Source organism: Nocardia concava NBRC 100430 (assembly GCF_000308815.1).
Taxonomy (GTDB): domain Bacteria; phylum Actinomycetota; class Actinomycetes; order Mycobacteriales; family Mycobacteriaceae; genus Nocardia; species Nocardia concava.
In genome coordinates this window covers 121,139-142,137 of sequence record NZ_BAFX01000086.1, presented here as the reverse complement: position 1 = coordinate 142,137, position 20,999 = coordinate 121,139, and the positions used below count along the sequence as shown (strand labels likewise).

The following is a 20,999-nucleotide window of genomic DNA, read 5'->3' as shown; positions in this document are numbered from 1 at the left end:
TGGAAGGCGTCATCATCGGCCTGGCACTGGCCTTCGGCCTGCTGCTGTGGCGCGTCGTGCGGGTCGTGGTGAACGCCGCCCCGGTGGCCGGGACCGACCGCTGGCTGGTCAGCATCGATGGCACCTGCACCTTCCTGGCGCTGCCCAAGCTGTCCTCGGAACTGGGCAAGGTGCCGTCGGGCACCGATGTGCTGGTCGAGATGAGCGTCGACTTCCTCGACCACGCCGGCTACGAGGCCATCCACGACTGGGCCCGCCAGCACGAGAGCACCGGCGGCACGGTCGAATTCGTGGAACTCGGCACCGCGCACATGGCGCACGCCCTGGACGGCCCGCCCGTCCGCGGCCGCGCCCGCACCATGCTCGACGATGTACTGCGGCCCTGGCGCGAGGGCGAGGGCAATCCGATCACCAAGGGTGTGGCCGCCTTCCACCGCCGCAACGCCCACGTGGTGCGCCCGCACCTGGACGAGCTGCGCGACACCCAGAACCCGCACTCGCTCTTCCTGACCTGCGCGGATTCCCGGATCGTGCCGAACGTGATCACCAACAGCGGACCCGGTGACCTGTTCACCATACGCAATGTCGGCAACCTGGTGGTCCCCGGCGGCCGCGACAGCTCGATCGAGGCGGCGCTCGCCTTCGCCATCGACGAACTGGGCGTCGACAATGTCGTGGTCTGCGGCCACTCGGCCTGCGGCGCCATGAAGGCACTCGTCGCGGGCGGCCCCACCGGCCCCGGCCTGGGCAACTGGCTCGTCCACGCCCGCCCGAGCCTGGACCGCTTCCACCCCGACGACCCGGTAGCCTCCGCAGCCGCCCGGGCCGGTTTCGGTGTCGCCGACCAGCTCTCGATCGTCAACGTGGCCGTCCAGGTGGAAACCCTGCGCTCCCACCCGATCGTCCGCCGCGCGATCCACGACCGCGGCCTGAAGGTCTCCGGCCTCTTCTTCGACATCGGCCCCGCCCGAGTCCTCGAGGTCACCCCCACGGGCATCGCCGAAATCGACGCCCCCGACCTATCGGCCCTGGCCCACACCCACTAGCCCACAGCTAACCCCACCCAACTGAACGACGAGAATGCACTGGCGCAGGCATTTCCCGAGAGGGGGCCTGCGCCAGTGCATTCTCGTGGAGAGCGTCGGGGTGCTCGGGAGTGTCGGCGGGAGGGTCGGTGGGGCGCGGCTTAGGCTGGGGCGGGCTCGGACGATGGGGTGGGAGTCGACTCGGGGGAGCGGCACACGGCGGGGGTGAAACGTGACATTGTGGTGGTAGTCGCTATCGCGGCGGCCACCGCGTGGGCATTGTGGGTGTAACCACTGTGCGTAGTAATCACCGATATGCGTAGTAATCATCGATAGTCGGGCCGGGATCGGAGTCGGATGGAAATGGTTGCGCAGCCCCCTGTTTCACAGGCCCTGGTGCCGGGCACCGAATTGGTGCGGGCGGAGTGGCTGGCCGAGCGGATCGCCGATATGGGGATCTCGTGGGGGACTGGCAACTCGCGGGTGTCGGGCACGCTGTGGTGGTGCATGGCGGCGTCCTCGCTGGTGGATCCGATCGTCGCGGCCGTGGCCTCGGGGGAGCCCGCGTTCGATCCGGCGCTCGAGCACATCGGGCTGGAGATCCGGCCGGACGGCGGGGTCGAGCGGGTGATTCCGGAGCGGCATCACTACGCGGTGGCGCTCGCCGCGACCATCCCCGCGATGCACGCCTCCGACGCGAATCTTGCAGCGGCGGAGGCGAATTCCGCCCATCCGGAGGCCCCCTCGGCCGAGCGCTGCACGACCACGCCCGTCGGTCACGCCCTCCGGCACACGCTGTCCCGCGTGATCCCGGTCGTCGCCGAGGTCTCCGGCGCGGGCGTCCCCTCCCTCTGGGCGATCGTCGCCGACGCCATCGGCAATCGCGCCCTCGACATCGGCGCTCCCGAAGCCGGTGCCCGCCTGGCCCGCGACGTGGCCGGCCGCCTGCCGGTCCCGCGCTTCCAGGACATCGGCGGCCGCACTTTCGTCCGCCGCATCTCCTGCTGCCTGGTCTTCGAGGTCCCCGGCTGCGAGATGTGCACCAGCTGCCCCAAACGCCCTGCTCCGCAGCGGGAAGCGTTGCTCGCCGAGCTGGCCGCTCGCGGCTGAGGATCGGCCGATCGGGTCGCGTTCGCGGTGCGAGTTGGCGCGGGGCGCACTCGATTTCGCGCCCGGCGCGCAGATCCCCGGCGATCGGGCCTGATGGGCGGTGATTCGGCCCGTTCTCGGCGCGGGGCCCGACGGGCCACTCGTGGCGTGGATTCGGGCAGGTCAGCATGGCTTGCGGGGGTGGCGGTCCGGGGTGGCGACGCGGCGGGGGCGGTCCATCGGCGCGCGGGGAGAACCGTGCCGATAGAGTGGTGGCCGCCGGAGCTATGCGTTTCGTGACCGGCCACGATCGCGGGGAGGAGTACTCCTCGCACCAGACCTGGCGGGACCTCTCGCCTATGACGATGCCAAGGAGTGCGCAGCCGTGACCACCTCAGCCCAGCAGACCCCAGTCGCCCGCGTCCGGGTTCCGGCTGGGACTACCGCCGGGGCCGCGGTGCGCGAGGCGGATCTGCCGAGCAAGGGGCCGGGCGCGGTCATCGTGGTGCGCGACGCCGCGGGTGACCTGAAGGACCTGTCGTGGATCCCGGAGCTGGACACCGAGGTCGAGGCCATCACCGCCGATTCCCCGGACGGGCGCAATGTGATCCGGCATTCGGCCGCGCACGTGCTGGCGCAGGCGGTGCAGCAGGAGTTCCCGGACGCCAAGCTGGGCATCGGCCCGTACATCAAGGACGGCTTCTACTACGACTTCCAGGTGGAGCGGCCGTTCACGCCGGAGGATCTGACCAAGCTCGAATCCCGGATGAAGAAGATCATCAAAGGCGCGCAGCGGTTTTCGCGCCGGGTGGTCGAGGTCGAGGAGGCCCGGGTCGAGCTGGCCAAGGAGCCGTTCAAGCTGGAGCTGATCTCCGACAAGTCGGGCATCGATGATCCGGAGGTCATGGAGGTCGGCGGCAAAGAGCTGACCATCTACGACAACCTGGACCCGCGCACCGGCGAGCTGATCTGGGCCGACCTGTGCCGCGGCCCGCACCTGCCGACCACCAAGTACATTCCGGCGTTCAAGCTGACCCGGTCCTCGGCCGCCTACTGGCGTGGCGATCAGTCGCGCGAGGATCTGCAGCGCATCTACGGCACCGCGTGGGAATCCACCGAGGCCCAGGACGAGTACCTGCGCCTGCTGGAGGAGGCCGAGAAGCGCGATCACCGCAAGCTGGGCCTGGAGCTGGATCTGTTCTCCTTCCCGGACGAGCTGGGCTCGGGCCTGCCGGTGTTCCACCCCAAGGGCGGCATCGTCCGCAAGGAGCTCGAGGACTACTCGCGCCGCCGCCACATCGCGGCGGGCTACGAGTTCGTCAACACCCCGCACATCACCAAGGGCCATCTGTTCGAGGTCTCCGGCCACCTGGACTGGTACCGCGACGGCATGTTCCCGGCCATGCACCTCGACGCCGAACTCAATGAGGACGGCTCGGTGCGCAAGCCCGGCCAGGACTACTACGTCAAGCCGATGAACTGCCCGATGCACAACCTGATCTTCCGGTCGCGCGGGCGCTCCTACCGCGAACTGCCACTGCGCATGTTCGAATTCGGCTCGGTGTACCGCTACGAGAAGTCCGGCGTCGTACACGGCCTGACCCGGGTGCGCGGTATGACGCAGGATGACGCGCACATCTACTGCACCAAGGAGCAGATGCACGCGGAGCTCACCTCCACGCTGCAGTTCGTGCTCTCGCTGCTGCGCGACTACGGCCTCGACGACTTCTACCTGGAGCTGTCCACCAAGGATCCGAAGAAGTTCGTCGGCTCCGACGAGCTGTGGGAGGAGGCCACCGAGACGCTGCGCAAGGTGGCCACCGACTCCGGTCTGGAGCTGGTCCCGGATCCGGGCGGCGCCGCGTTCTACGGTCCGAAGATCTCCGTGCAGGCCAAGGACGCGCTGGGCCGCACCTGGCAGATGTCGACCATCCAGCTGGACTTCAACCTGCCCGAGCGGTTCGAGCTCGAGTACACCGGCTCCGACGGCGCCAAGCACCGCCCGGTCATGATCCACCGTGCGCTCTTCGGTTCCATCGAGCGGTTCTTCGGTGTGCTGACCGAGCATTACGCGGGCGCGTTCCCGGCGTGGCTGTCGCCGGTGCAGGTGGTGGGCATCCCGGTCGCCGAGGCGTTCGTCGAGCACCTCGACGGTGTCATCGAGGCGTTGCGCGACAACAACATCCGCGCCGAGGTCGACAAGTCCGACGATCGCATGCAGAAGAAGATCTTCAACCAGACCGCGCAGAAGATCCCGTTCCAGCTGCTGGCCGGTGCGCGCGATGTGGAGAACAACGCGGTCAGCTTCCGCTTCCGCGACGGCACCCAGGTCAACGGCGTGCCCGTCGCCGACGCGGTCGCCACCATCACCGACTGGATTCAGCGGCGCGAGAACGCTTCTCCCACCGCGGAGGGCTTCGAGATCCGCAAAGGCGATCAATGAGTGAACCGACCGCGCCCCGGCCCGAGCAGATCACGGACACCGGGGCCGGGGACCCGGACCGCCTGCAGCGGCTGTGGACCCCGCACCGCATGTCCTACATCACCGGCGATGTCGAGGAACCCAAGACGCCCAAGAAGACCGGGCACCCCTTCACCGACATCCCCGAGATGTCGGACGAGGACGGGCTGATCATCGCGCGCGGGCAGTGGGTGTACGCGGTGCTGAACCTGTACCCGTACAACCCGGGCCACACCATGGTGGTGCCTTACCGTCGCGTCGCGAACCTGGAGGACCTGACGCCGGAGGAGAGCGCCGAGCTGATGGCGTTCACCCAGCAGGCGATTCGCGTCATGAAGCAGGTGTCGCGGCCCGAGGGGTTCAATGTCGGGCTGAATCTCGGTGGCGTTGCCGGGGGTTCACTCGCCGATCACCTGCATCAACATATCGTGCCGCGCTGGAGTGGGGACGCGAACTTCATTACCGTCGTCGGCGGAGTGAAGGTGATGCCGCAATTGCTTCGCGAAACGCGGGCGCTGCTGGCGCGGGCATGGAAGGAAGCCGACTAGGCATGAGCCGGGAACACAGCATGAAAGGGTTGCGGGTAGCGTGCTGAGTTTCTTCGGTCGCGAGACGTTCGCCAAAGCGACTGCGCCGCTGGGCAAGGCGCTGGTGAGCACGGGCCTCACGCCCGATGCGATGACGTTGATCGGCACCACCGCCTCGATCGCCGCGGCGGTGACGTTGTTCCCGACCGGTCACCTGTTCTGGGGAACCATGGTGATCTGGCTGTTCGTCATGTTCGACATGCTCGACGGGGCCATGGCGCGGGCGCGGGGCGGCGGCACGAAATACGGTGCGGTGCTGGACGCCAGCTGCGACCGCGTGGCCGACGGGGCCATCTTCGCGGGGCTGGCCTGGTGGTCGGTGTACCACGAGGGGTCCAAGCATCTGTTCGTGGCGACCCTGGTGGTGCTGGTGACCTCGCAGGTCATCTCCTACGTCAAGGCGCGGGCCGAGGCGTCGGGGCTGTCCGCCGACGGCGGGCTCATCGAGCGGCCGGACCGGTTGATCATCGTGCTGGTCGGCGCCGGATTCACCGGTATCGGTGGGTATTACGGCATCGAGTGGCTGTCGTACGCGGTGTACGCCGCCATGTACATCCTCGCGGTGCTGAGCATCATCACCGTCTTCCAGCGGGTGCTGGCCGTGCGCAATTCGCCCGGCGCCCGCGACATTCTCGCCCCCAAGGCGAAGGCTCCGGAGGAACCGCAGCGGTGACCACCGATTTCACGTCCGCGTTGACCGATAAGGCGTACGCGGCCGGTTGGCGTGTCGTGCGCGGGCTACCCGAAGGTATGGCGCGCAAGGGATTCGACGCCGGGGCCAACTTCGCGGCCCGGCGGGCGAACAAGAAGGCGCACCGGGGCGAGCCGAACATGTTGCGGCGCAACCTGGCCCGAGTGCTCGGCACCACTCCGGATGCGGTGCCCGACAGCCTGACCGAAGCCAGCATGCGGTCCTACGCCCGCTACTGGCGTGAGGCGTTCCGGTTGCCGTCCATGGATCACACGGCGCTGGGGCAGTTGCACGTCGACGGCACCGAGTATCTGGATGCGGCGCTGGCCCGGGGCAAGGGTGTGCTGCTGGTGCTGCCGCACTCGGGTAACTGGGATATGGCCGGTGTCTGGCTGGTGCAGAACCACGGCCCGTTTTCCACGGTCCAGGAGCGTTTGAAGCCGGAGTCGCTGTTCGAGCGGTTCATCGAGTACCGGGCGAGCCTCGGTTTCGAGGTGTTCCCGCTGACCGGCGGTGAGCAGCCGCCGTTCCCTCAGCTCGCGGATCGACTGCGCGACAACAAGGTCGTGTGCCTGATGGGCGAGCGCGACCTGACCGGCAAGGGCGTGCCGGTCACCATGTACGGCGAACCCACGTGGATGCCCGCCGGGGCTGCCAAACTCGCCGTCGACACCGGGGCCGCTCTGCTGCCCGTGCACTGCTGGTTCACCCAGGACGCAGAAGGCACCGAGGGCTGGGGCATGGCGGTCTTCCCGCCCATCGATGTCTCCCATGGCGTCGCCCCGGCAACCCAGGCGCTGGCCGATGTCTTCGCCGCGAATATCGCCGCCCATCCCGCCGACTGGCACATGTTGCAGCCCATGTGGGAAAGTGACTTGTCGCAGGCCAGATTGGACCGCATCGCGGCGGCGCAGCAGGCACTGGGGAATGACGCGCGAGGTGCGCAGAGCTCTCGGGAGCCGGTGGTAGACACCGGGACCGAGGGTTCACGGGGAACAGGGGCGCTATGAGAATCGGCATGGTGTGCCCGTATTCGTTCGATGTGCCGGGCGGGGTGCAAGCCCATGTCGTCGAGTTGGCGCAGGTGCTCATCGAGCGGGGGCACAAGGTGAGCGTGCTCGCGCCCGCCGCCGATGACACGCCGCTGCCGGATTTCGTGGTGTCGGCGGGTAAGGCCGTGGCGATTCCCTACAACGGGTCGGTCGCGCGACTGTCGTTCGGGCCCACCGCCTATACGCGGATTCGGCGCTGGATCGCCGAGAACGATTTCGATGTGCTGCACATCCATGAACCGAACGCGCCGAGCCTGTCGATGCTGGCGTTGAAGATCGCGGAGGGGCCGATCGTGGCCACCTTCCATACCTCGACCACGAAATCGTTGGTGCTCAGTACTTTTCAGGGAGTGCTGCGGCCGTATCACGAGAAGATCAGCGGCCGGATCGCGGTGAGCGAGCTGGCGCGGCGCTGGCAGGTGGAGGCCTTGGGCGGGGACGCCGTCGAGATCCCCAATGGCGTGGACGTGCTCGCGTTCGCGCACGCGCCGCTGCTGGAAGGCTATCCGCGGCAAGGGAAGTCGGTGCTGTTCCTGGGGCGGTTCGACGAGCCGCGCAAGGGTATGGAGGTGCTGCTCGGCGCGCTGCCGGCGCTGGTGCGCAAGCATCCGGATCTCGAGGTGCTGATCGTCGGGCGCGGCGACGAGGACCGGCTGCGGCGCGAGGCGGGGGAGAACGCGGGGCATCTGCGCTTCCTCGGCCAGGTCAGCGATGCCGAGAAGGCGTCGGCCATGCGCAGCGCCGATGTCTACGTCGCACCCAACCTGGGCGGTGAGAGCTTCGGCATCGTGCTGGTGGAGGCCATGGCCGCCGGAACCGCCGTGGTGGCCAGCGATCTCGACGCCTTCCGCCGCGTGCTGCGCGACGGCACCGCGGGCATGCTGGTCCCGGTCGGTGACGCCGAGCGGCTGGCCGGCGCGATCAGCACCATGCTCACCGACGACGAGGTGCGCGAGGGCTACATCCGCACCGCCAATCAGGTTGTCGGCGAATACGACTGGCCGGTGGTGGCGGAGCAGATCCTGCGCGTCTACGAGACCGTCACCGTCGGCGACGTCCGCGTCAGGACCGCCGGATGATCACCTTCTCCGCGACCACCATCCTGGTCCTCACCCTCATCGCGGCACTGCTCATCACCGCCGCCGTCTGGGCTTACACCACCGCCAACCGCCTCGACCGCCTGCACGTCCGCACCGACCAGGCCCTGCACGCGCTGGACGCGGCCCTTGCGCGGCGCGCCGTCGTCAGCCGCTCGGTGGCCACCACCCTGGCCGGGCTCTACGACCCGAACCTGGTCGAACAGGCCCGCCGCCTCACCGCTCTGGCCGACCGCGCCGAACGCTCCAACTGGCGCGACCGCGAAACCGTCGAAAACCAGCTCGCCGCAGCCTTGTCCGCCGTCGACATCGCCCTCCTGCCCCCGCAGCAGGTGGCCGAGCTCGCCGATGCCGAGGCCCGGGTCCTGATCGCCCGCCGCTTCCACAACGACGCCGTCCGCGACACCCTCGCCCTGCGCACCCGCCGCCTGGTCCGCTGGGTCCACCTCGCCGGTACCGCCCCCCTGCCCACCTACTTCGAAATCGCGGAACGCGTAACCGCCGCCGCCTCAACGGGTCTCGACGTGGACACCGTCCGCACCTCCGCCCGCGTGGTCCTGGTGGACGAAAACGACCGAGTCCTCCTGCTCCAAGGAGTCGACCCCAAGGTCCCCGACGTCCCCTTCTGGTTCACCATCGGCGGCGGCGTCAATCCCGGCGAAACCTTGCGCGAAGCCGCAATCCGCGAACTCTACGAAGAAACCGGCCACCCCGCCGACTCCTCCGCCCTCCGCGGCCCCCTCTGGCGTCGCGTCGCGGTCTTCCCTTTCAACGGCGAACTGATCCGCTCGGAGGAACTCTTCTTCGCCCTCCGCACCAAGTCCTTCGACCCGGTCCCCACCAACCTCGACTACATCGAACGCCGCTCCATCATCGGCAACAAATGGTGCACCCCCACCGACATAGCCCACCTCGACCACTCCGGCGAAACCGTCTACCCCTACCACCTCGACCAACTCCTCCCCGAGGCCCTGACCGCCGCCGACTCCGACACCGACCCCGAAGTCCGCTCCATCCGCTGACCACGTGAAAGACGGTGGCCGAGGGCGCAATCGGCCGCACCGTGCTCGAGGATGATCACTCGGCTGGGTGATCAGGAATGGCAATCGACTTGGATCAGCCAGGTGTCGGTCGGTAGCGCCGCGAGCAGGAGGGCGTAGGTGCGATCCCAGTCCTCGGCGCCCACCGGATCTTCGTCCCAGTACGGGACCGGGCGGCGTTGGTGCCAGTCACCGTTCAGGTCGACCAAGGCGTAGGTGGCGGTGAGTGAGTCGGGGGAGATCTCGCGCAGCCGCGCGGTGTCCGTGCGCGTCGGTTCGTCCCTGCCGTCCGCGGTGGACACGACCCACAGCGGGTCGAATTTTCCGCGGATCACCCAGCCGTCCCACTGCCCTTGCTGATTGCGGGTCGTGTAGGTCTCGCCTTCGGGGCCGATTTCCCACGGTTCGTACTGACTGATCCAGTGGTCGTAAACCTGTTCGTCGGTCCAATGCAGTCGGTCCGGTGGTCCGCTGACGGTGATCGAGCGGCGTCCCTCGGCGATCAGCTCCGCCTTCGTGAACTCGATGTACGGCTCCACTTCGCGGTCGTAGTCATATCGCGCGAGTACCCGGCGCAGGTGCGGGTACAGCTCGGACCGGGTCAGTTCGCCGGGCAGGCAGACGGTCGCAGCGAAATGGGTCATGGTCGTCATCGTGCCCGGAAGCGGTCCGGTGGGTGGGATCTGCCGGGAAAACTCGTATTTCGGGCGTGGCGAGCGGTTACCTTGGGGCGATCAATGGTGATCTGTGGCAAGGAATTACGGCATGAAGTTGATGTATGCGTTGTGGGGTGCGGGGTTGGGAGAGCGGCTTCGGGGGGAGGAGTTGCGGAAAGAGTTGGCGGGGGTGGGGGTTACGGCGTTGCAGGTGAATGTGCGAGATGAGGATGTGGAGGCGGCTCAGGTTCGGCACAGCACCTATGACGCGCCGATCGATGCGGTGGTGAGTGTGTGGACCGAGGGTGGGCATGAGGCGGTTACGGCTGTGCTGGGGGCCCTGGCGGAGGACGTGAACGGGTGGGTCGTGGAGGAGCGCAGGCCGATCGTGCCGCCGGAGGTCGAGGACGGGGTGCGGACCGACGCCCTGGCCAATATCGCGATTCTGCGGATTCCGGAGAATCTGACTCGGGAGGAGTGGCTGCATCGGTGGCATGACCTGCATACGCCGGTGGCCATCGAGACGCAGGACACGTTCGGGTATGTGCAGAACACTGTCAGCGAACCTGTCACCTCGGGTAAACGGGTGGATGCGCTCGTCGAGGAGTTGTTCCCGATGGCGGCCATGACCAGTGCGCATGCCTTCTACGGGGCGGGGGATGACGATGCCGAATTGCAGCGGCGGGTGACTCGGATGATGGAGAGTGTGGTGAGCTTCGGGGCGCATCTCGATCTGGATCTGGTGCCTACGAGCCGATACGTCTACACGCTGGGCTGATTCATAGCGGCGGAAACTTTCCCGTGATCGAAAGCGCATTCTCCGCTAGTGTCTGGGAAGGTTTGCCGCGCAATGGAATCGGCGGACCGTGTGTGGAAGGTGGAAGTTCTTCGTGTCTTACCTGCTCTATGACTTTCTGGAGCCGTTGATGGGTCCGTCGGCCGCCGAGTACTGGGCGACGATCTTCGTGATCGGCCCGCTGTGAGCGACCAGCACACAGCAGCGAACTAGCAGCATCGGAGCCGTACCGCCGGTGGGGCGCCACCATGTGACGCCCCACCGCGGAACCGGTGCACCGGTCCGGCCGATGCGGATCTAGCCCTTGCCGCCGAACTTGTCCTCGACGGCCTTCACCGCGCCCTGGACCGCACCCTTGACCTTGTCGACGGCCTTGCCGAGACCGGCCTCGAGCTGGTCGGCCTTGCCTTCGGCGCGCAGCTCGTCATCACCGGCGAGCTTGCCCGCGGCCTCCTTCGCCTTGCCCCCGAGGTCCTGAGCCTTGTTCTCGATCTCCTCGCTGAACGACATCGCAACCTCTCTCCGCTGTAGTGAACGGGTACGTATACGGGATGCCCCGGCATGCCGGATCCTCACGTAGCAAACTCTGAGACAACCGTCACTCATAATTCGGCGTGAGGATCTGCCCGCGGCGGTGTCGTACTGCGTGGAGCGAGGAGGAGGTGCTGTGACCCACTCGGAGACCGCGCTCGCGCCCGACGACGCGACACTGGCCGGGCGGGTGCGCGACGGCGACGTGCGGGCCTTCGAGCAGCTGTTGCTGCGCTATCAGGGCCCGATGTACCGGCTCGCGTCCCGGATGCTCGGCGACCGGGCCGAGGCCGAGGACATCGTGCAGGAGGTGTTCCTGACCGCTTGGCGTCGCATCGCCCAGCTGCAGGACGACGCCGCGTTCGCCGGATGGCTCTACCGCATGACCACCAACCGGTGCCTCAATGCGCTGCGCAAGCGGCAGGCCGTCGTCGGCGTGGATCTCGACACCGCCGAATCCCCGCGCACCGACACCCTTCCCGAACACGCCACCCAGGTCAACGGCCAGCTCGAGGCGCTCACCGCGGCACTGCGGCTGCTCACCCCCGAGCAGCGGGCCTGCTGGTTGCTGCGGGAGGTGCACGGACGCTCCTACGAAGAGATCGGCGACATAGTCGGCGCGAATCCCACCCAGGTCCGGGGACGGATCGCGCGGGCCCGAGCACAGTTGGCGGAGGTGATGAAGCCATGGCGGTGACCGATACCGACGAGGACTACCTCCTGCCCTGCGGCCGTGGCCTGGAACGGGTGTGGGAACGCCTGGACGCGGTGGAGAACGGGTCCGGCGACGCGCACGAGATGAGTTGCCCACACTGCCGGACCGCGCGCGCGAGCCTGCTCGGACTGCGCGAGGCCACCCTCGAACTCATCGACGAACCCACACCCGACCCACCGGACCTGTTCGACCGCATCATGTCCGCGGTCCGCGCCGAGCTGCGGCGCGGCGCGACCCTCGAACTGGTGACGCCGCATCCCGGCACGGTCGCGGTGAGCGAGCAGGCCGCGGCGGTCGTGCTGCGCTACGCCGCCGACTCGGTACCGGGGGTGCGCGCCCGCCGCTGTCGCATGCAGGTGGTCGGCACCGGTCCGGGCGGCGAATCCATCGTGCACATCTCCATGACCATCGCTGTGCCGGTGATCGGCGACGGCATCCCGGGCCTGGTTCCCCGGGTGCGCGAGCGAGTGACCGCCGCGGCATCCGCGCAGACAGGTTTGCTGGTTGGTCGCCTGGACATCTCCATTGTGGATGTCTATCAGGAAGGGAAGCGGTGACCTTGTCCGGAAGCACCGAGCTGATCGTCGCCGATGACGTGGTCGCAGCGGTCGCCGCGTGGGCCGCGGCCCAGGTGCCCGGCGTGGTCCGCGTCGAGCCCGGCCTGCGCGGACTGGTTGCCGGACTCACGCGCGCGGGCAAGCAACTGTGGTCGGGCTACGAGGGCGCCAGCACCGACGGCGTCCGGATACACAATCCGTCCGAGGGCGCGCTCGGCGTGCGGCTCGAGATCGCCATCGCGGCGGAACGGGCCGCGGCGGAGATGGGCGCGGCCGTGCAGCGCGCGGTGATCGACACCGTGTTCGAGCGGATCGGGGTCACCGTCGACGAGGTGTCGGTGCTCATCGTCGACATGGAACCGGAGGCCCGGTGAACGCGCCCACCGAGTTGATCGACGCGCTCGCCGAGGCGGTGGGCGCGGTGCCGGGCGTGCGATTGGTACCCGTGCTGACCGATATCGCCTGGCTGCCCAAACCGTTGCGCGGCACCGCCATCGAACTCGGGACCGACGTGGTGGAGATCCGGGTCGTCGCCACCGAACTGCCGCTGCGGCCGCTCGCCGACCGGGTCGCCGAGGCCGTCGCACCGGTGCTGGCGGGCACCCGCTGGGCCGACGCCACGGTACGGCTGGTCGTCGCCGAGCTGGAGGCCGCCGCACTGGAAGGCGACGGCATGACGTGAATCACCCCGCCGTGAGCCCGCGTCCGAGGCCGGGTCCGAATCAGTGCAGTTTCCGTTCATCCGTTCCAACGCAAGGGATTCAGGAGGAAGAAATGACCGCGACCGATACCGCCAAGACCGATACCTCGAAGTCCGCCGACGCCAAGGGTTCCCGGCCGCGGGCCGTCGAATCGGGTTCCGCCCGAAACGATTCGGAGCGCACCGGTGCCCTGCACTCCGAGCAGGGCACCACCACCATCTCCGACATCGTGGTGCAGAAGATCGCGGGCCTGGCCGCGCGCAATGTGCGCGGTGTGCACGACCTCGGCGGCGGCGCGGCCCGGGCCTTCGGCGCCATCCGCGACCGCATCCCCGGCGCCTCGGCCAGCATCGGGCAGGGCGTCTCGGTCGAGGTCGGGGAGACGCAGGCCGCGGTCGACCTGGAGATCGTCGTCGAATACGGCGTGAGCATCGCGGAGCTGGCGCGTTCGATCCGCCGCAGCGTCATCGCCGCCATCGAGCAGATGACCGGGCTCGAGGTGGTCGAGGTCAACATCAACGTCAACGACGTCTACATCGACGGCGACGACGACGAGCAGCCCTCGGGTACCCGCGTCCAGTAGCCGCCCCGCCGAGCAGAGGAGTCGCAGGTGAACGCCACATCGATCGGTTTGGCCCTCGGGATCGCGCTCGGTTTCGCCGCCGCCTTCGGCGGCCTGGGCGCCTTCGCCATCGTGCTGGTCTTCGCGGGGCTGGGATTGTTGATCGGTCGCTGGATCGACGGCGACGTGGATCTGTCCGGTCTGCTGCGGTCCGCGCGTGATCGGGGCCGGCGGTGACCGTCGTCGCCGATCCGCCCGGCCGGACCACGGTCAGTGAGCGCGCGGTGCGGCGCATCGCGGCGCGGGCGGCATGCGAAGTGGACGGTGTCGAACCGGACGTCGCGGTGCGAGCGCAACTGTCGGGCGATCGGGCGGCGCTGCGGGTGTCGCTGCCGATCCGGTATCCGTTGCCGGTGGCCCGGGTCGCCGAGGAATGCCGACGGCATCTGATCCGGCGCGCGGCCGAGCTGGCCGGGGTGGCGGTGACCGAGGTGGAGATCACGGTGACGGCCCTGGTCCTCGAAACCGACACCGCCGCCGCACGATCCACGCGGAGGGTCCGGTGATCCGGCGGCCGCGCCGCAGCGTCCCGGCCGTCGTGGTGGCGCTGGCGGTGTTCGCACTGTGTCTGGTCACCGTGATCTCGCTGATCCAGCGGCTCACCGGCGGCAGGGAACTCGTCTCCTACGACGCCCTGGCGATCCGGCTGCACGATATCGAGTGGACCGACGCGATCGTGGCGGTCGTGGGGGTTGTCGCGATGGCGCTCGGCCTGCTGCTGCTCGTGGCGGCCCTGTTGCCCGGCCGCCCGGTCGTTGTCCCGCTGGCCGATCTCGACGGCAGCGCCGCCGGTGTGACCCGCCGCAGTGTGCGCTCCGCCCTGGCCAGGGAGGTGGACGCCCTGCCCGGCGTCGCCGCGCACCGGATCAAGGTGGGGCGCGGGAAGATACGGGTCGCGGCCACCCACGCACACCCGGCCGCGTCCGATCCGGCCCCGGCCTGGTCCGACCTGGCCCCGGTCGACACCGGCATGGCCCCGGTCGCGTCCGCGGTGCCCGTGAGCCCCGTTCCGGCCTTCCTGCCGGAAGAGCCGGGCGCGCAACCGCGTTCCGCGCCATCGCCGGACGGCCGCGCCGACCGGGTGAGCACCGCATCGCGGGATTCGCTGCGAGCCGGCGCGGACGACGCTGTGGCGGACACGGTTTCGCGTGCGCTGAAACGAATCGGTATGGCGGACTCGCGGGTTCGGACGCAGGTTCGCGCGGCGCGGAGAGGAGCCCGGCGATGACGTCGTCATTGAACAAGCCCGCCAGGTTGAACCGGGCCCTGCTGGCCTTGGCGGGGTTGACCCTGTTGGCGGTCGGCGGGTACGCGCTGGCCGCCTTCGACAGCAGGCTGCCGTGGGTGCGTTCGGGGGATCCGGTGACGCCGGGGATCGCCGCACCGCCCACCTGGGTGCTGGTGGTCATCGCGATCGCCGCGGTCGTGATCGGCCTGGGCTGCCTGCGCTGGGTGGCCGCTCAATTGCGACGGGTGCCCAAGGCCGTGGCCTGGGAGCTGTCGGATCCGGCGGCGGCGGGCGGTACGACCCTGTCCTCGGCGGTCGCGGCGCGAGCGGTGGCGGCCGATATCGAGGGATATCCGGAGGTCGGTGCGGCGACGGCGGTGCTGTCGGGTCCGGGTGGGGAGCCGGAGCTGTACCTGATCGTGACCGCGGCGGCCGGCGCCGACCTGACGGCGCTGCGGCGGCGGATTCTCGGTGAGGCCGTGCCCAGGCTGCGGGAGGCGCTCGCGGTGCCTGTCATACCGGTCAGCATGGAATTCCGGTTGGCGGACAAGGGAATTGCCCCGCAATAGCTCAGCGGTCTGTGATGGGGGCCACTGCGCCGCGGGTGACCAGTCCAGTCGTGTCGGACTGGCTATCTAGGGCCCACGGCCAGCCGCCTAGAATCAGGATGTTCGTTTCTCCGCGATCCACCGAGATCGACCGCGATCCGATTGGCCCACATGACCCAGGAGTTTGCCGTGACCACGCCCGACACCACCCCCACCATCGGTACCGCCCGCGTCAAGCGCGGCATGGCCGAGATGCTGAAGGGCGGTGTGATCATGGATGTCGTCACGCCGGAGCAGGCCAAGATCGCCGAGGACGCCGGCGCCGTCGCGGTCATGGCGCTCGAGCGGGTCCCGGCCGATATCCGCGCCCAGGGCGGCGTGTCCCGCATGTCGGATCCGGACATGATCGACGGCATCATCTCCGCGGTCTCCATCCCGGTCATGGCCAAGGCCCGCATCGGCCACTTCGTCGAGGCGCAGATCCTGCAGTCCCTCGGTGTCGACTACATCGACGAGTCCGAGGTGCTGACCCCGGCCGACTACGCCAACCACATCGACAAGTTCGCCTTCACCGTGCCGTTCGTGTGTGGCGCCACCAACCTGGGCGAGGCCCTGCGCCGGATCACCGAGGGCGCGGCCATGATCCGCTCCAAGGGTGAGGCCGGCACCGGCGACGTCTCCAACGCCACCACCCACATGCGCACCATCCGCGCCGAGATCCGCCGCCTGACCTCGCTGTCCAAGGACGAGCTGTACGTGGCCGCCAAGGAACTGCAGGCTCCCTACGAGCTGGTGTGCGAGGTCGCCGAGACCGGCAAGCTCCCCGTCGTCATGTTCACCGCCGGCGGCATCGCCACCCCCGCCGACGCCGCCATGATGATGCAGCTCGGCGCCGAGGGCGTCTTCGTCGGCTCCGGCATCTTCAAGTCCGGCAACCCGGCCGAGCGCGCCGCCGCCATCGTCAAGGCCACCACCTTCCACGACGACCCCGACGTCCTGGCCAAGGTCTCCCGCGGCCTGGGCGAGGCCATGGTCGGCATCAACGTCGAGGAAATCCCCCAGCCCCACCGCCTCGCCGAGCGCGGCTGGTAATCGGCTCAGCGGCAAACGAATACGACCAAACCGCCGGGTTCTCCTCGAGGGGAACCCGGCGGTTTCGCGTTCTGGCACTACTTCCCGGTGATATTGCTCAGATCCGCGTTGCAGGTCACGAACGCCAGCGAGCCGGTGGCCGTGTTCTCCGCCAACACCTTGTCGCCCTGCTTGATTCGGCAGGTGATGGTCGCCGCGTCGTCGTCGGCGGACGTGGCGGTCAGGTTGGCGAACTTGAGCAGACCGGTCAGCGTGATGTTCTTGGACCAGGGCAGCTGGGCCGAGCTGGCGTTGCCCGATCCGGTGTCACCGGTGCTGTAGGTGATCGAGGGCTTGGCGTAGGTGCCCTCGCCGCTGCCGGTCACCTCGTAGGTGATGTCCACCGTGCGCTTGGACTCCTTGTCGACCTCGTGGGCGGCCTTGCCGACCAGTGCCGTGCACGCGGCGAACGGCAGCACGATGAACAGCAGCAGCGCGCCCACGATCCACGGCCAGATCTTGCGCTTCTTGGGCGGCGGCGCTTGCATCGGATAACCCTGTGCCGGCATGCCTTGGTATGTCATACAACCCCTCGGAACTGTGTTTTCTGTAGACCGGTGCGGAACCGTATCAGCGGAATTCCGCCATGAGAACGGGCATTCGGGCGCGGGAATGGGTCGTCGAATCCGTCGTGGAATCCGTCGTCGAATCGGTTGTGTCGGGCGGAAATAGATGGTTCCGAACGGGGGTCGCGAGGTGAGGGTTTCAGGGTGGTGGGTGAATGCATTGGGGGCGAGGGACTTTCGGCCCTTTTGGGGTTGCGGGCTGAGTGCTAGGTGTCAAGGGCTGGAGACATGACGCGGGGAGGGCGGTGGGGCGGAGCGGGGGTGGGCCATACCCCTGGCTACCTGCGTGCATACCGGCCAGCAAACTCAGCTACTTTTTTCGGACTGTACTGCGGCAAATTTACTGCCTGGTGTTTTCTCGCTAGTGTTCGGCTCAGTCACCGGTGAACCGTCACATATCGCCTTTCTGGCAAGGAGCCCGCATGCTGGAAATCGACCAATTCACCTATGGGTGGCTTACGCCGACCCTGGCCTACATCATGTCCGTCACCGGCTCGTTGCTGGCATTGCGGTGCATGGTGCGGGCGCGGAATCAGAACGGGCACGGGGGCTGGATCGTGACCGGGGCGATCGCGCTCGGGGGCACGGGGATCTGGGTCATGCATTTCATCGCGATGCTCGGATTCTCGGTGCAGGACACCACGATTCGATACAACGTGCCGATCACGCTGCTCAGTGCCGCCATCGCGATGGGGGTGGTGTGGCTGGGGCTGTACATCGTCGTGCATCAGCACGGGGAGGCGTTCGCGTTGATCACCGGCGGCACCATCACCGGGCTCGGCGTGGGCGCGATGCACTACTCGGGTATGTACGCCATGAAAACCGATGCGGCCGTGCAGTACGACCCGTGGGTGGTGCTGTTGTCCATCGTGATCGCGGTGGTCGCGGCCACCGCGGCGCTGTGGTTCGCGCTGCATGTCAGCGGCATTCTCGCGACCGTGAGCGCGGCCCTCATCATGGGAATCGCGGTGTGCGGCATGCACTACACGGGCATGTTCTCGATGAGCGCGCACGTCTCCGGCCACATGCACGCGCCCTCGGGCGCGCAGGCCGGGCAGCTGCTGGCGCCGCTGATCATCGCGGTCAGCATGGCCACCATGCTCATGCTCTTCCAGGTCGGCATCACCGAGATCGACGAGCCCGATCTGAGCCGCATCCGCGGTCAGTACGCCAGCCGCTTCTGGCCCGCCCGCCGCGCCGAGACCAAGCCCGCCGACGACTACCCGACCGAATCTTTCGACCCCCGCCACCGCCGGCTCTGAACGCCGCGTCCTCGGAGCGGACGCCGTAGGGCCGCCATCTAGGCTGATGTCGTGCCCTACGCGACCAGTCTCGACGCTGTCGAGATCTATTACGAAGTCCGTGGATCGCGGGGTATCCCGTTGATTCTGCTTGCCGGACAGTCGAATACACATCACTGGTGGGATGCGGCGTGCCCGGACTTCGAGGGCGCCCGCCGAGTCGTGGTGCTGGACTGGCGAGGCACCGGGCGCAGCGCCGCACCCGACGACGATTCCTACAGCACCCGTGGATTCGCCACCGACGTGCTGGCCGTCATGGACCATCTCGGCATCGATCGAGCCGACGTCTACGGAACATCGATGGGTGGTCGTGTCGCGCAGTGGCTCGCCGTCGATCACCCGGGCCGAGTGCGAGCGCTGGTCCTCGGGTGCACGTCTCCCGGTGGCGCGCACAGTGTCGAACGCAGCGCCGAGGTACGGCGTGCGTTGAGTCAGCCGGACGCGGACGCGGCCCAGCGCGCGTTGGCGGAGCTCATGTACACCCCGGCCTACCTGGCCAGGCACCCCGGCCCGCACCACACCCTGGGTGACCCGGCGATGTCGGATCATGCTCGCCGCCAGCACCTGCGCGCGAGCGCCCGGCATGACGCCTGGGATGTGCTGCCGAGCATCATCGCCCCGACACTCGTCGTGCACGGATCCGACGACCGATTCAATCCCACAGCCAATGCCGAGCTGCTCGCGGGCCGGATACCCGGCGCCCGAATGCATCTCATCCCGCAGGCCAGACACGCCTATTTCGAGGAATTCCGTTCGACGGCCAGCCCGCTGGTACTCGAGTTCCTCGATCAGGCCCGGCTCGGGCAGTTCTCGCGCCGCTAACCCGAACAGACGGCGGACCCGGCCGCTTCCGGAGTGCACGACTCGAGCCTCATGCGCGGCGGGCGGTGCGGAAACGGTTGCGGTAGGCGGAGGGGGTGATGCCGAATCGGCGCAGGAAGATTCGGCGCAGGGATTCGTCGCTGCCCAGGCCGGAGCGCTGGGCAGCGGAGGTGACCGACTCGCCGGATTCGAGCATGGATTGGGCGGCTTCGACGCGCGCCGACTCGACGAAAACCGCCGGGGTGGTATCGAATTCGTCGCGGAACAGGCGGGTCAGTTGGCGGGTGCTGACGGTCGCCCGGGACGCCATGGTGGTCAGGGAATGGTCTGCCGCCGGGTCGGCGAATATCGCCTCCACGACCGTGCGGAGGTCGTCGCGGCGGGGGAGTGCGGTGCGGGAGGCGGCCGAGAATTGGGATTGGCCGCCCGGTCGGCGGAGGAAGACGACCAGTTCCCGAGCGACTTCGCGGGCGAGGTCGGCACCCTCGTCCTCCTCGATGAGGGCCAGGCTCAGATCGAGTCCGGCGCTGACCCCGGCGGAGGTCACGAAGCGGCCGTCGCGGACGTAGATGGCGTCGGGGTCGACGGTGATCGACGGGTACGCGCGGGCCAGCCGGTCGGTATGCCGCCAATGTGTGGTCGCCCGACGGCCTTTCAGCAATCCGGCTTGCGCCAGGACGAATGCGCCCGTGCAGACCGAGGCGGTTCGGCGCGCACCGGTCGAGAGGGCGCGGACGGCGTCGAGGATCTCGTCGCCGACGGGGGCGAGCGGAAATCGGTCTGCACCCGGAACGATCAGTGTGTGGGTGCGCCCGATGTCGGCGGCCGCGGCATCCACGAGCAGGCGGGTGCCCGCCGCGGTGGTGACCGGCGCTCCGGTCGGCGAACACAGCGTCACTTCGTAGCGCCCGCCCAGGGCGATGGCGGTGCTGAACACTTCCAGCACGGCCGTGGCGTCGAGCAGCCGGACATTGTCGAACGCCAGCACCGCGATCCGCTTCTTGCTCACTGTTCCCAAGCTAGCAGCCCACCATGTCCGGATCTGTGGGTTTCCTGTCCTGAAGGACACAGCGCCGCACCCACCCGGTCCGCGAATGTGATTGCCATGGAACGCATTGCCGATATCGCCATCCCCGACAGCCGCCTGGCCCGCGAGGCCACCGCCCTGGTCCGCGACACCGCCGACGAGGTGATCTTCGACCACTCCCGCCGCGTCTACCTCTTCGGCGCACTGCAGGGCGCCCGCCGCGGTCTCGACTACGACGCCGAACTCCTCTACGTCGCCGCCATGTTCCACGACCTGGGCCTGACCACCCGGCACCGGCAGTCCGCGCAGCGCTTCGAGATCGACGGCGCCGACGACGCCCGCGACTTCCTGATCGCGCACGGCATCCCGGCCGAACGAGCCGAAATCGCCTGGACCGCAATCGCCTTGCACACCACCCCGGAGATCCCGGCCCGCATGGCCCCCGAGATCGCACTGGTCACCGCGGGCGTCGAACTGGACGTGCTCGGCCTCGGCTACGACGACGTCACCGAGGACCAGCGCAATGCCGTGACCACCGCCCACCCGCGCCCCGACTTCAAACGCCGCATCCTCGCCGCCTTCACCGCCGGTATCGAGCATCGCCCGCGCACCACCTTCGGCAATGTCAAAGCCGATGTCCTGGAACATTTCTCGCCGGGCTTCGAACGCGACGATTTCGTGGAGGTGATCCGCAACTCGCCGTGGAAGGAGTGAAGCCCGCCGCCTCCGGGGTTCGCGCAGGTAGACGGACTACAG

Annotated in this window: 26 protein-coding genes; 22 read left to right on the top strand and 4 right to left on the bottom strand. The window is 68.4% G+C overall.

The window, feature by feature from the left end; all coding sequences use genetic code 11:
• From ON43_RS20475 to ON43_RS20440, 8 genes are all read left to right on the top strand, one after another.
• Positions 1–1,046, top strand: a 1,046-nt coding sequence (locus ON43_RS20475; RefSeq protein ID WP_040809738.1) for a carbonic anhydrase, incomplete at its 5' end; no start/stop codon positions are given.
• A 342-nt stretch (positions 1,047–1,388) separates the two neighbouring features.
• The gene (locus ON43_RS20470; RefSeq protein ID WP_040809809.1) at positions 1,389–2,135 is read left to right on the top strand and encodes a (2Fe-2S)-binding protein; all 747 of its coding nucleotides are present in this window, start codon (positions 1,389–1,391) and stop codon (positions 2,133–2,135) included.
• A gap of 364 nt (positions 2,136–2,499) precedes the next feature.
• Positions 2,500–4,557 carry a threonine--tRNA ligase gene (thrS, locus tag ON43_RS20465; RefSeq protein WP_040809736.1) on the top strand — a complete coding sequence of 686 codons (2,058 nt, stop codon included), beginning with the start codon at positions 2,500–2,502 and terminating at the stop codon, positions 4,555–4,557.
• Positions 4,554–5,123: an ATP adenylyltransferase gene (locus ON43_RS20460; protein ID WP_040809734.1), complete on the top strand. Its 570-nt coding sequence runs from the start codon at positions 4,554–4,556 to the stop codon at positions 5,121–5,123. Before thrS ends, ON43_RS20460 begins: the two co-directional genes overlap by 4 nt.
• Positions 5,124–5,163: 40 nt before the next feature.
• Positions 5,164–5,835, top strand: a complete 672-nt coding sequence (pgsA, locus tag ON43_RS20455; RefSeq protein ID WP_040809733.1) for a phosphatidylinositol phosphate synthase — start codon at positions 5,164–5,166, stop codon at positions 5,833–5,835.
• Entirely contained in the window at positions 5,832–6,863 is a 1,032-nt protein-coding gene (locus ON43_RS20450; RefSeq protein WP_063712582.1) for a phosphatidylinositol mannoside acyltransferase, read from the top strand. The genes pgsA and ON43_RS20450 overlap by 4 nt, the downstream gene beginning before the upstream one ends.
• Entirely contained in the window at positions 6,860–7,984 is a 1,125-nt protein-coding gene (locus tag ON43_RS20445) for a glycosyltransferase family 4 protein (protein ID WP_040809731.1), read from the top strand. Before ON43_RS20450 ends, ON43_RS20445 begins: the two co-directional genes overlap by 4 nt.
• Positions 7,984–9,024, top strand: coding sequence for an NUDIX hydrolase (locus tag ON43_RS20440; protein WP_040809807.1), 1,041 nt, complete (start codon positions 7,984–7,986; stop codon positions 9,022–9,024). The genes ON43_RS20445 and ON43_RS20440 overlap by 1 nt, the downstream gene beginning before the upstream one ends.
• 71 nt (positions 9,025–9,095) lie before the next feature.
• Here the strand turns inward: ON43_RS20440 and ON43_RS20435 are convergent, their stop codons facing one another.
• On the bottom strand, positions 9,096–9,686 hold the full coding sequence (locus ON43_RS20435) for a hypothetical protein (RefSeq protein WP_157514120.1): 591 nt from the start codon (positions 9,684–9,686) through the stop codon (positions 9,096–9,098).
• A 121-nt stretch (positions 9,687–9,807) separates the two neighbouring features.
• On the opposite strand from ON43_RS20435, the gene ON43_RS20430 reads away from it, so the two are divergent.
• Complete coding sequence (locus ON43_RS20430; protein ID WP_040809728.1) at positions 9,808–10,476, top strand: EthD domain-containing protein; 669 nt, start codon at positions 9,808–9,810, stop codon at positions 10,474–10,476.
• 315 nt (positions 10,477–10,791) lie between these two features.
• On the opposite strand, the gene ON43_RS20425 is transcribed toward ON43_RS20430, so the two are convergent.
• The gene (locus ON43_RS20425; RefSeq protein WP_040809726.1) at positions 10,792–11,004 is read right to left on the bottom strand and encodes a CsbD family protein; all 213 of its coding nucleotides are present in this window, start codon (positions 11,002–11,004) and stop codon (positions 10,792–10,794) included.
• 157 nt (positions 11,005–11,161) lie between these two features.
• Between ON43_RS20425 and ON43_RS20420 the strand changes: the two genes are divergently transcribed.
• The 10 genes from ON43_RS20420 (at position 11,162) to pdxS (ending at position 16,488) form a co-directional block, all read left to right on the top strand.
• Positions 11,162–11,722 carry an RNA polymerase sigma factor gene (locus ON43_RS20420; protein ID WP_040809724.1) on the top strand — a complete coding sequence of 187 codons (561 nt, stop codon included), beginning with the start codon at positions 11,162–11,164 and terminating at the stop codon, positions 11,720–11,722.
• Positions 11,713–12,297 carry an Asp23/Gls24 family envelope stress response protein gene (locus ON43_RS20415; protein ID WP_040809722.1) on the top strand — a complete coding sequence of 195 codons (585 nt, stop codon included), beginning with the start codon at positions 11,713–11,715 and terminating at the stop codon, positions 12,295–12,297. Before ON43_RS20420 ends, ON43_RS20415 begins: the two co-directional genes overlap by 10 nt.
• A complete protein-coding gene (locus ON43_RS20410) occupies positions 12,294–12,671 on the top strand; it encodes an Asp23/Gls24 family envelope stress response protein (protein ID WP_245568672.1) in 378 nt (125 codons plus the stop codon). The genes ON43_RS20415 and ON43_RS20410 overlap by 4 nt, the downstream gene beginning before the upstream one ends.
• Positions 12,668–12,979: a hypothetical protein gene (locus ON43_RS20405; protein WP_040809720.1), complete on the top strand. Its 312-nt coding sequence runs from the start codon at positions 12,668–12,670 to the stop codon at positions 12,977–12,979. The genes ON43_RS20410 and ON43_RS20405 overlap by 4 nt, the downstream gene beginning before the upstream one ends.
• A 92-nt stretch (positions 12,980–13,071) precedes the next feature.
• Positions 13,072–13,581, top strand: a complete 510-nt coding sequence (locus ON43_RS20400; protein ID WP_040809719.1) for an Asp23/Gls24 family envelope stress response protein — start codon at positions 13,072–13,074, stop codon at positions 13,579–13,581.
• 27 nt (positions 13,582–13,608) lie between these two features.
• The gene (locus tag ON43_RS20395) at positions 13,609–13,797 is read left to right on the top strand and encodes a hypothetical protein (protein WP_040809717.1); all 189 of its coding nucleotides are present in this window, start codon (positions 13,609–13,611) and stop codon (positions 13,795–13,797) included.
• On the top strand, positions 13,794–14,126 hold the full coding sequence (locus ON43_RS20390; RefSeq protein WP_040809716.1) for an Asp23/Gls24 family envelope stress response protein: 333 nt from the start codon (positions 13,794–13,796) through the stop codon (positions 14,124–14,126). Before ON43_RS20395 ends, ON43_RS20390 begins: the two co-directional genes overlap by 4 nt.
• Complete coding sequence (locus tag ON43_RS42635; RefSeq protein ID WP_051178769.1) at positions 14,123–14,848, top strand: DUF6286 domain-containing protein; 726 nt, start codon at positions 14,123–14,125, stop codon at positions 14,846–14,848. Before ON43_RS20390 ends, ON43_RS42635 begins: the two co-directional genes overlap by 4 nt.
• The gene (locus tag ON43_RS20380) at positions 14,845–15,417 is read left to right on the top strand and encodes a hypothetical protein (RefSeq protein WP_040809714.1); all 573 of its coding nucleotides are present in this window, start codon (positions 14,845–14,847) and stop codon (positions 15,415–15,417) included. Before ON43_RS42635 ends, ON43_RS20380 begins: the two co-directional genes overlap by 4 nt.
• A gap of 168 nt (positions 15,418–15,585) precedes the next feature.
• A complete protein-coding gene (pdxS, locus tag ON43_RS20375; RefSeq protein WP_040809802.1) occupies positions 15,586–16,488 on the top strand; it encodes a pyridoxal 5'-phosphate synthase lyase subunit PdxS in 903 nt (300 codons plus the stop codon).
• 77 nt (positions 16,489–16,565) lie between these two features.
• On the opposite strand, the gene ON43_RS20370 is transcribed toward pdxS, so the two are convergent.
• On the bottom strand, positions 16,566–17,015 hold the full coding sequence (locus ON43_RS20370) for an MmpS family transport accessory protein (protein WP_157514119.1): 450 nt from the start codon (positions 17,013–17,015) through the stop codon (positions 16,566–16,568).
• 500 nt (positions 17,016–17,515) lie between these two features.
• Between ON43_RS20370 and ON43_RS20365 the strand changes: the two genes are divergently transcribed.
• Together ON43_RS20365 and ON43_RS20360 are read left to right on the top strand one after the other, a co-directional pair.
• Complete coding sequence (locus tag ON43_RS20365; protein WP_083913562.1) at positions 17,516–18,355, top strand: MHYT domain-containing protein; 840 nt, start codon at positions 17,516–17,518, stop codon at positions 18,353–18,355.
• A gap of 51 nt (positions 18,356–18,406) precedes the next feature.
• Positions 18,407–19,216 carry an alpha/beta fold hydrolase gene (locus ON43_RS20360; RefSeq protein WP_040809710.1) on the top strand — a complete coding sequence of 270 codons (810 nt, stop codon included), beginning with the start codon at positions 18,407–18,409 and terminating at the stop codon, positions 19,214–19,216.
• A gap of 49 nt (positions 19,217–19,265) precedes the next feature.
• On the opposite strand, the gene ON43_RS20355 is transcribed toward ON43_RS20360, so the two are convergent.
• Positions 19,266–20,225: a GlxA family transcriptional regulator gene (locus ON43_RS20355; protein ID WP_040809708.1), complete on the bottom strand. Its 960-nt coding sequence runs from the start codon at positions 20,223–20,225 to the stop codon at positions 19,266–19,268.
• A gap of 96 nt (positions 20,226–20,321) precedes the next feature.
• On the opposite strand from ON43_RS20355, the gene ON43_RS20350 reads away from it, so the two are divergent.
• Positions 20,322–20,957 (top strand): HD domain-containing protein, encoded by a 636-nt coding sequence (locus tag ON43_RS20350; protein ID WP_040809706.1) that lies wholly within the window; start codon positions 20,322–20,324, stop codon positions 20,955–20,957.
• Positions 20,958–20,999: the final 42 nt, after the last annotated feature.

What these genes read in the sequence shown, in the direction of transcription:
- ON43_RS20470 (WP_040809809.1), top strand. Translation starts at nt 1,389, where the DNA reads ATGGTTGCGCAGCCCCCTGTTTCACAGGCCCTGGTGCCGGGCACCGAA.
- ON43_RS20460 (WP_040809734.1), top strand. Translation starts at nt 4,554, where the DNA reads ATGAGTGAACCGACCGCGCCCCGGCCCGAGCAGATCACGGACACCGGG.
- ON43_RS20445 (WP_040809731.1), top strand. Translation starts at nt 6,860, where the DNA reads ATGAGAATCGGCATGGTGTGCCCGTATTCGTTCGATGTGCCGGGCGGG.
- ON43_RS20435 (WP_157514120.1), bottom strand. Translation starts at nt 9,686, where the DNA reads ATGACCCATTTCGCTGCGACCGTCTGCCTGCCCGGCGAACTGACCCGG.
- ON43_RS20430 (WP_040809728.1), top strand. Translation starts at nt 9,808, where the DNA reads ATGAAGTTGATGTATGCGTTGTGGGGTGCGGGGTTGGGAGAGCGGCTT.
- ON43_RS20425 (WP_040809726.1), bottom strand. Translation starts at nt 11,004, where the DNA reads ATGTCGTTCAGCGAGGAGATCGAGAACAAGGCTCAGGACCTCGGGGGC.
- ON43_RS20415 (WP_040809722.1), top strand. Translation starts at nt 11,713, where the DNA reads ATGGCGGTGACCGATACCGACGAGGACTACCTCCTGCCCTGCGGCCGT.
- ON43_RS20400 (WP_040809719.1), top strand. Translation starts at nt 13,072, where the DNA reads ATGACCGCGACCGATACCGCCAAGACCGATACCTCGAAGTCCGCCGAC.
- ON43_RS20380 (WP_040809714.1), top strand. Translation starts at nt 14,845, where the DNA reads ATGACGTCGTCATTGAACAAGCCCGCCAGGTTGAACCGGGCCCTGCTG.
- ON43_RS20370 (WP_157514119.1), bottom strand. Translation starts at nt 17,015, where the DNA reads ATGCAAGCGCCGCCGCCCAAGAAGCGCAAGATCTGGCCGTGGATCGTG.
- ON43_RS20365 (WP_083913562.1), top strand. Translation starts at nt 17,516, where the DNA reads ATGCTGGAAATCGACCAATTCACCTATGGGTGGCTTACGCCGACCCTG.
- ON43_RS20350 (WP_040809706.1), top strand. Translation starts at nt 20,322, where the DNA reads ATGGAACGCATTGCCGATATCGCCATCCCCGACAGCCGCCTGGCCCGC.